Annotated in this window: 5 protein-coding genes and 1 pseudogene; 5 read left to right on the top strand and 1 reads right to left on the bottom strand. The window is 69.1% G+C overall.

Features of this window, described 5'->3' with window-relative positions; genetic code table 11:
- Together RT91_RS16955 and RT91_RS16950 are read left to right on the top strand one after the other, a co-directional pair.
- Positions 1 to 204, top strand: a pseudogene (locus tag RT91_RS16955) (DNA helicase); the annotation flags it as partial.
- Positions 201 to 1427: an acyl-CoA dehydrogenase gene (locus tag RT91_RS16950; RefSeq protein WP_007423737.1), complete on the top strand. Its 1227-nt coding sequence runs from the start codon at positions 201 to 203 to the stop codon at positions 1425 to 1427. The pseudogene RT91_RS16955 and the gene RT91_RS16950, both read left to right, overlap by 4 nt.
- Before the next feature lie 56 nt (positions 1428 to 1483).
- On the opposite strand, the gene RT91_RS16945 is transcribed toward RT91_RS16950, so the two are convergent.
- On the bottom strand, positions 1484 to 2317 hold the full coding sequence (locus RT91_RS16945; RefSeq protein ID WP_011941825.1) for an N-acyl amino acid synthase FeeM domain-containing protein: 834 nt from the start codon (positions 2315 to 2317) through the stop codon (positions 1484 to 1486).
- A 135-nt stretch (positions 2318 to 2452) separates the two neighbouring features.
- On the opposite strand from RT91_RS16945, the gene RT91_RS16940 reads away from it, so the two are divergent.
- The 3 genes from RT91_RS16940 to dnaG form a co-directional block, all read left to right on the top strand.
- The gene (locus RT91_RS16940; protein ID WP_240314337.1) at positions 2453 to 4831 is read left to right on the top strand and encodes a bifunctional diguanylate cyclase/phosphodiesterase; all 2379 of its coding nucleotides are present in this window, start codon (positions 2453 to 2455) and stop codon (positions 4829 to 4831) included.
- A 51-nt stretch (positions 4832 to 4882) separates the two neighbouring features.
- A complete protein-coding gene (locus tag RT91_RS16935) occupies positions 4883 to 5353 on the top strand; it encodes a GatB/YqeY domain-containing protein (protein ID WP_007423290.1) in 471 nt (156 codons plus the stop codon).
- A partial coding sequence (gene dnaG / locus RT91_RS16930) for a DNA primase (protein ID WP_035188652.1) occupies positions 5350 to 6399 on the top strand: 1050 nt, incomplete at its 3' end. The genes RT91_RS16935 and dnaG, both read left to right, overlap by 4 nt.

The following is a 6399-nucleotide window of genomic DNA, read 5'->3' as shown; positions in this document are numbered from 1 at the left end:
CAGCCCGTCCCCCGCCGCAGCAGGGAGCCGGGCAACCGCCGCGGCGGCCGCGAGGATGCCGGCCCGCGCGAGCCGGTCGTCGGCTTCGGCGATGACATTCCGGCCTTCATGCAGATCCGCCGCCGCGCCCGCCCGGCGGCCGGACCGGATACCGACGGGCAGGACGGAAAAGACCAGAACGAGGATACGGAAATCGCCGCATGAACGAGATGAAACGGGTCGTGGAAACCGGCGCGCACAAGCCGGCCGGCAAGGGCAGCTTCACGCCATTCGAGTGGGACGACGCCCTTCACCTTGACACGCAGCTGACGGAAGACGAGCGCGCCATCCGCGATGCGGCGCATGAATACTGTCAGAACAAGCTCTTCCCGCGCGTTCTTAAAGGTTTCCGCGAAGAAACCTTCGACCGTTCGATCATGTCCGAAATGGGCGAGATGGGCTTTCTCGGCGCCACCCTCTCCACCCATGGCTGCGCCGACGTCTCCTACGTCGCCTACGGGCTGATCGCCCGCGAGGTCGAGCGCGTCGATTCCGGCTACCGCTCGGCCTTCTCGGTGCAGTCCTCGCTGGTGATGTACCCGATCTACGCCTTCGGGTCGGAGGCGCAGAAGGACAAGTACCTGCCGAAGCTGCGCGCCGGCGAATGGGTCGGCTGCTTCGGCCTCACCGAGCCCGATGCCGGCTCCGATCCCGGCTCGATGCGCACCCGCGCGAAGAAGGTCGATGGCGGCTACATCCTGAACGGCTCGAAGACCTGGATCAGCAACTCGCCGATCGCCGATGTCTGCCTGGTCTGGGCCAAGGACGACGAGGGCGTGATCCGCGGCTTCCTCGTCGACCGCGGCTCCAAGGGCCTGGAGACGCCGAAGATCGAGGGCAAGTTCTCGCTCCGCGCCTCGGTCACCGGCATGATCATGCTCTCGGACGTCTTCGTCCCCGAGGATCACATGCTGCCCGGCGTGAAGGGGCTGCGCGGCCCGTTCTCCTGCCTCAACAACGCGCGCTACGGCATCGCCTGGGGCGCGCTGGGGGCCGCCGAGTTCTGCTGGCACGCCGCCCGGCAATACACGCTGGATCGCAAGATGTTCGGCCGCCCGCTGGCCGCGACCCAGCTCGTGCAGAAGAAGCTGGCCGACATGCAGACCGAGATCACGCTCGGCCTGCAGGGCGCGCTGCGCCTCGGCCGCCTGCTCGATGCCGGCGAGGCCGCGCCGGAAATGATCTCGCTGATGAAGCGCAACAATTGCGGCAAGTCGCTCGACATCGCCCGCCTCGCGCGCGACATGCACGGCGGCAACGGCATCGTCGACGAGTACCATGTCATCCGCCACATGGTGAATCTCGAAACCGTCAACACCTACGAGGGCGCGCACGACGTCCACGCGCTGATCCTCGGCCGCGCCCAGACCGGCCTGTCCGCGTTCTGATCAGCCCCACACCGGCGCCGCGGGCCTGTGCCGCACGGCGCCGGTGAGCGGTCAGCCTAGCCGATCGTCGTGGCGATCGTCCCGGCCGTCTGCGGCATCCGCATGCCGCCGGCCATCCGGTTGACCACGAGATCGGGGCGGGATGTGGCGTGTCCGCCAAACACGGGCACGGTCTCGCCGGTCACCAGCCCCTGGTAGGTGTCGTCGGAGAGCGACATCTCGCTGAGCGCCAGCGTCTTGCCGGGAATCCCCCGATGCTCGCCGATCTTGCAGCCCATCAGCACGGTCTGCACGTCAAGCCCCGGATAGTCGCGCGGCGGGGCCATCTCCCGGAAGCCCATCCGCCTGTAGAAGCCGGTGTGATTGGCGGTCACGGCGGCGAAGATGATATCGGCGTGGAAATGCAGGATCAGGTAGCCCGCGACGTGATAGAGACCGAGCAGGAGGGCGACGTTCCTGGCGTGCCGGGGGCTGCACGCGAGCCGCGTGATCTCGACCGCCCGGGCCGGACGCCCCTCCGCCGCGAGGCCTGCGAGACAGGTGTCGATCTCGGTGCGGAACATCGCCGCGGCGGGCAGATCGCCCGGCCGGTCGTTGCCGTCGCGATGGCCGAGCATGCACACCCGCACCGATGCCGCGGCCTCGCCGTCGGTGTAGAGCACCAGCGTCTTGCTTAGCGGCGATTCGTCATAAGTATCAGAGAACAGGGCGTCGCGGCGTGGCGCGAGATAGCCCGCGGCGACGTAGGCCTCGTACCGCACGGCGAGGGCTTCCCGAAACCCCTCGTCGTCGAGAACGAGCCGCGCCGTCACACCGTCAGAGCGGCGGGCCGGGAGATGATTGAAATTCGTCGTCCGGGTGAGTTGATGACCAAGGATCGAGCCGTCCATAGGGGGTCTCCTTTGAGAACAAACGGATAACAATGCTTTATCCGATATGATTGCTTAACAGATCAGTGGTGATTCCTTTGTTCCATGAATGGAAAATTTCAGGTAAACGACATCCTGATCATGCCGGCGAGTACCGTGAACATACAGCGACAATCGTTTGTTCAGATAATTAAACGAGGGCGTCTCTATAACGCGGTCTGGGCCACGGATGTTGTCCCGGAGCAGCTTGTCGCACCGATCGCCGTCGAAGGTCTCGAACTCAGGATCAGGCTGACGCGCGTCGCAAGCCTGGTCGGGCTTCTGGTCGCCGGCGCCATCGCGTTCGATTTCCATGCGACGACGCGGCGTCCATCGGTGCTCGCCGCCTTCCTCGCGCTTGCCATCACCTATCTCGCGCTGTTCGGCTTCACCACGGCATGGCCCGTCATCCGCCGCCGGATCGCCGATTTCGGCCGCGCGAAGGCCGCGTTCAACCGTCTCATCTTCGCGCTGGGCGTTTTCTGGGCCACCTATCTGGTCCTGCTCATGCGGGCCTCGGATTCCGCGAACCAGGCGCTCCTGCTCAGCATCATGATCGGCCTGATCTCGACGACGATCTCCGCCGGCCCGCTCTCCTCGACCCTCTCGTTCTGGGCGCCGCTGACCGTCGGCGCCTTCACCGCGCTCTATGTCTCGCACGATCTCTGGCGGCCGGTCTTCGTGATCACGCTGGGGGCCTATTCCGCCTTCGTCTTCTTCACGATGGTCGTCCTCAACCGCCGCATGCTCGAACGCAGCGTCAACGCCCTCGAACTCATGCGCACCAGCGAGACGATCCAGATGCTGCTGCGCGATTTCGAGGAGAACGCGAGCGACTGGCTCTGGGAGACCGACGCGGCGCTGAACCTCGTTCATCCCTCGGCGCGGCTGGCCGAGGTGGCGCACCGCCCGGCCAGCGAAATCCGCGGCAACCTGTTCGATTTCATGGCCGGCACCGACGCCGCCCTGGCCAGCCCGGCGGATCCGGCCATCGATCCCTATGCCGAGCTCCGCCGGCAGATCCGCATGCGCCGCCCGTTCCGCGATCTGGTGGTGCCGGTCTCGGCCGCGGGCGAGCGGCGCTGGTGGTCGCTGACCGGCAAGCCGACGCTCGATCACGAGGGCGCCTTCGCCGGCTATCGGGGCGTCGGCTCGGATGTCACGGCCATGCAGCGCTCCCGCCAGCGCATCGACTTCCTCGCCCAGCACGACACGCTGACCGAGCTGATCAACCGCGCCGCCTTCGGCGTGCTGCTCGACCGCGCGCTCGCCCCCGGCAATGCCTGCGGCGCGGCGCTGCTCTATCTCGACCTCGACCAGTTCAAGGCGGTGAACGACAGCTACGGCCACGGCCTGGGCGACATCCTGCTGCGCGCCGTCGCCAGCCGGCTGCGCAACGCCATCCGCGAAACCGACACCGCCGCCCGCCTCGGCGGCGACGAATTCGCCGTGCTGCTGCCCTCGAACAGCCGGATCGACGCCACCGCGATGGCCGACCGCATCATCGAGCGCCTGTCGCGCCCCTACCGGTTCGACGGCGTCTCGGTCGAGATCGGGGTGAGCATCGGCATCGCGCTCGCCCCCGCCGATGGCGACCGCCAGGACCTGCTGTTCCGCAACGCCGACCTCGCACTCTACCGCGCCAAGAACGACGGCCGCGGCACCTGGCGGCTGTTCGACCAGGCGATGGACCGCCAGGTCCAGAACCAGCGCAGCCTGCGCCGCGACATCAAGCGCGCCCTGCACGACGGGCAGCTCTTCGTCGAATACCAGCCCGTCGTCTGCCTGCGCACCCGCCGCATCCGCTCCGTCGAGGCGCTGGTCCGCTGGCGGCATCCGCAGCGCGGCATCATCGGGCCGGAGGATTTCATCGCCATCGCCGAGCGCTGCGGCCTGATCGGCGCCGTCACCCGCCACGTCCTGACCGAGGCCGCCTCGCTGGCCATCCGCCTGCCGTCCTCGGTCTCGGTCGCGATCAACCTCTCGGCGCTGCACCTGCGCGAGGCCCTGCTGTTCGACCAGCTCTCGGCGGTGATCTCCACCTCCGGCCTCGCCCCCGAGCGCGTCGAGTTCGAGGTGACCGAGACCGCGCTGCTGACCACGGACGACCGCACGATCGACAATCTGCGCCGCCTGCGCCGCTTCGGCTGCCGCATCGCGATCGACGATTTCGGCACCGGCTTCGCCTCGCTCTCCACGCTGCGCTCCTTCCCCTTCGACCGGCTCAAGATCGACCGCAGCTTCATCCACGAACTCGGCCGCGCCGAGAACGGCGAGCGGATCGTCAAGGCGATCGTCGAATTCGGCCAGACCCTCGGCCTGCTGATCACCGTCGAGGGCGTCGAAACCGAGGAACACGCCGCGATGCTTTACGGCTATCGCGACATCGATGCGCAGGGCTACCTCTTCTCCCCGCCCGTCTCCGGGGATAGGATAGTGGCCATCACGGGTTCGGGCGTCGCGACGATCGCGCCGGCCGAACCGGCGACCATGTGAGCCGCCGCCCGCCCCGGGGCGGGCGGCCTTCAGCCCTGTTCGGAGACAGCCATGACGACCAGCCCCCTGCGCGGCCGCATCCTCGATGACCTGAAGGCGGCGATGCGCGCGCGCGATGCGCTGCGCGTCTCCACGCTGCGCATGGTCTCGGCCAAGCTGAAGGACGCCGACATCGCCGCCCGCCCGCGCGGCATCGAGGCGATCGCCGAGCCCGACATCGTCGCCCTGCTGCGCGGCATGGTGAAATCCCGCCGCGAATCCGAGGCGCAGTACCGCGCCGGCAACCGCCCCGACCTCGCCGACCAGGAAGCCGGCGAAATCGCCATCATCGAGGGCTACCTGCCGCAAACCCTCGCCGGCGCCGCGCTGGATGACGCCATCGCCGCCGCTATCGCCGCCACCGGCGCGTCCGGCCCGAAGGAGATGGGCGCCGTCATCGCCGCGCTGAAGGCGGCGCACGGCCCGGCGCTCGACATGGCCGCCGCCTCGGCGGCGGTGAAGGCGAAGCTGGCCGGCGGATGAGCCTGCCGCCCCATTTTCTCGACGAACTGCGCCACCGCACGCCGCTCGCCCCCCTGGTCGCCCGCCGCGTGCGGCTCGAGCGCGCCGGCCGCGACCAGAAGGGCTGCTGCCCGTTCCACAACGAGAAATCCCCGTCCTTCTACGTCTACGACGATCACTACCACTGCTTCGGCTGCGGCGCGCATGGCGACGCCATCAGCTTCGTCATGCAGAGCGAGGGGGCGAGCTTCATCGAGGCGGTCGAGCGCCTCGCCGCCGAGGCCGGGCTCGAGGTGCCGAAGCCGAGCCCCGCCGCCGCCGAGGCCGCGAAGCGCGAGGCCGAGCTGGCGGATGTTCTGGAAGCCGCCGCCGCCGAATACCGCCGCCGCCTCGCGCTGCCCGAGGGCGAGGCCGCCCGCGCCTATCTCGCCGCCCGCGGCCTCGATGCGCCGACCATCGCCCGCTTCGGCCTCGGCTGGTCGGGCGAGGGCAGGGGGTCGCTGCGCGCGGCGCTCGCCCGCCAGGGCATCGCCGAATCCCGCCTCGTCGAGGCCGGGCTGATGAAACAGGGCGAGCGCGGCGCGGTCGACTATTTCTACGGCCGCGTGATGTTCCCCATCCGCGACCGCGCCGGCCGCATGGTCAGCTTCGGCGGCCGCCTGCTCGGCGACGGCCAGCCGAAATACCTCAACGGCCCCGAAACCGCGCTCTTCTCCAAGCGCCGCACCCTCTACGGGATCGACACCGCCCGCCCCGCCATCCGCGCCGGCGCCGCGCTGATCGTGGTCGAGGGCTACATGGACGTGATCGCGCTCGCCGCCGCCGGTTTCGAGGGCGCCGTCGCCCCGCTCGGCACCGCCCTCACCGAATCCCATCTCGAGGAACTCTGGCGCCTCTCGCCGCGCCCCATCCTCTGCCTCGATGGCGACGCCGCCGGCCGCCGCGCCGCCCTGCGCGCCATCGAGCTCGCCCTGAAGCAGCTCACCCCCGATCGCGGCCTCGCGGTGCTGACCCTGCCCGGCGCCGACGACCCCGACAGTTTCATCCGCCGCGAGGGAGCCGCCGCC

This window comes from Acidiphilium sp. JA12-A1, from assembly GCF_000724705.2.
GTDB classification, from domain to species: Bacteria; Pseudomonadota; Alphaproteobacteria; order Acetobacterales; family Acetobacteraceae; genus Acidiphilium; species Acidiphilium multivorum.
The sequence above is the reverse complement of the archived record's forward strand: the minus strand, read 5'-3'. Positions and strand labels throughout refer to the sequence as shown.

Coding starts and splice junctions, on each gene's coding strand:
- RT91_RS16935 (WP_007423290.1), top strand. CDS start 4,883: ATGACGACCAGCCCCCTGCGCGGCCGCATCCTCGATGACCTGAAGGCG.
- RT91_RS16950 (WP_007423737.1), top strand. CDS start 201: ATGAACGAGATGAAACGGGTCGTGGAAACCGGCGCGCACAAGCCGGCC.
- RT91_RS16945 (WP_011941825.1), bottom strand. CDS start 2,317: ATGGACGGCTCGATCCTTGGTCATCAACTCACCCGGACGACGAATTTC.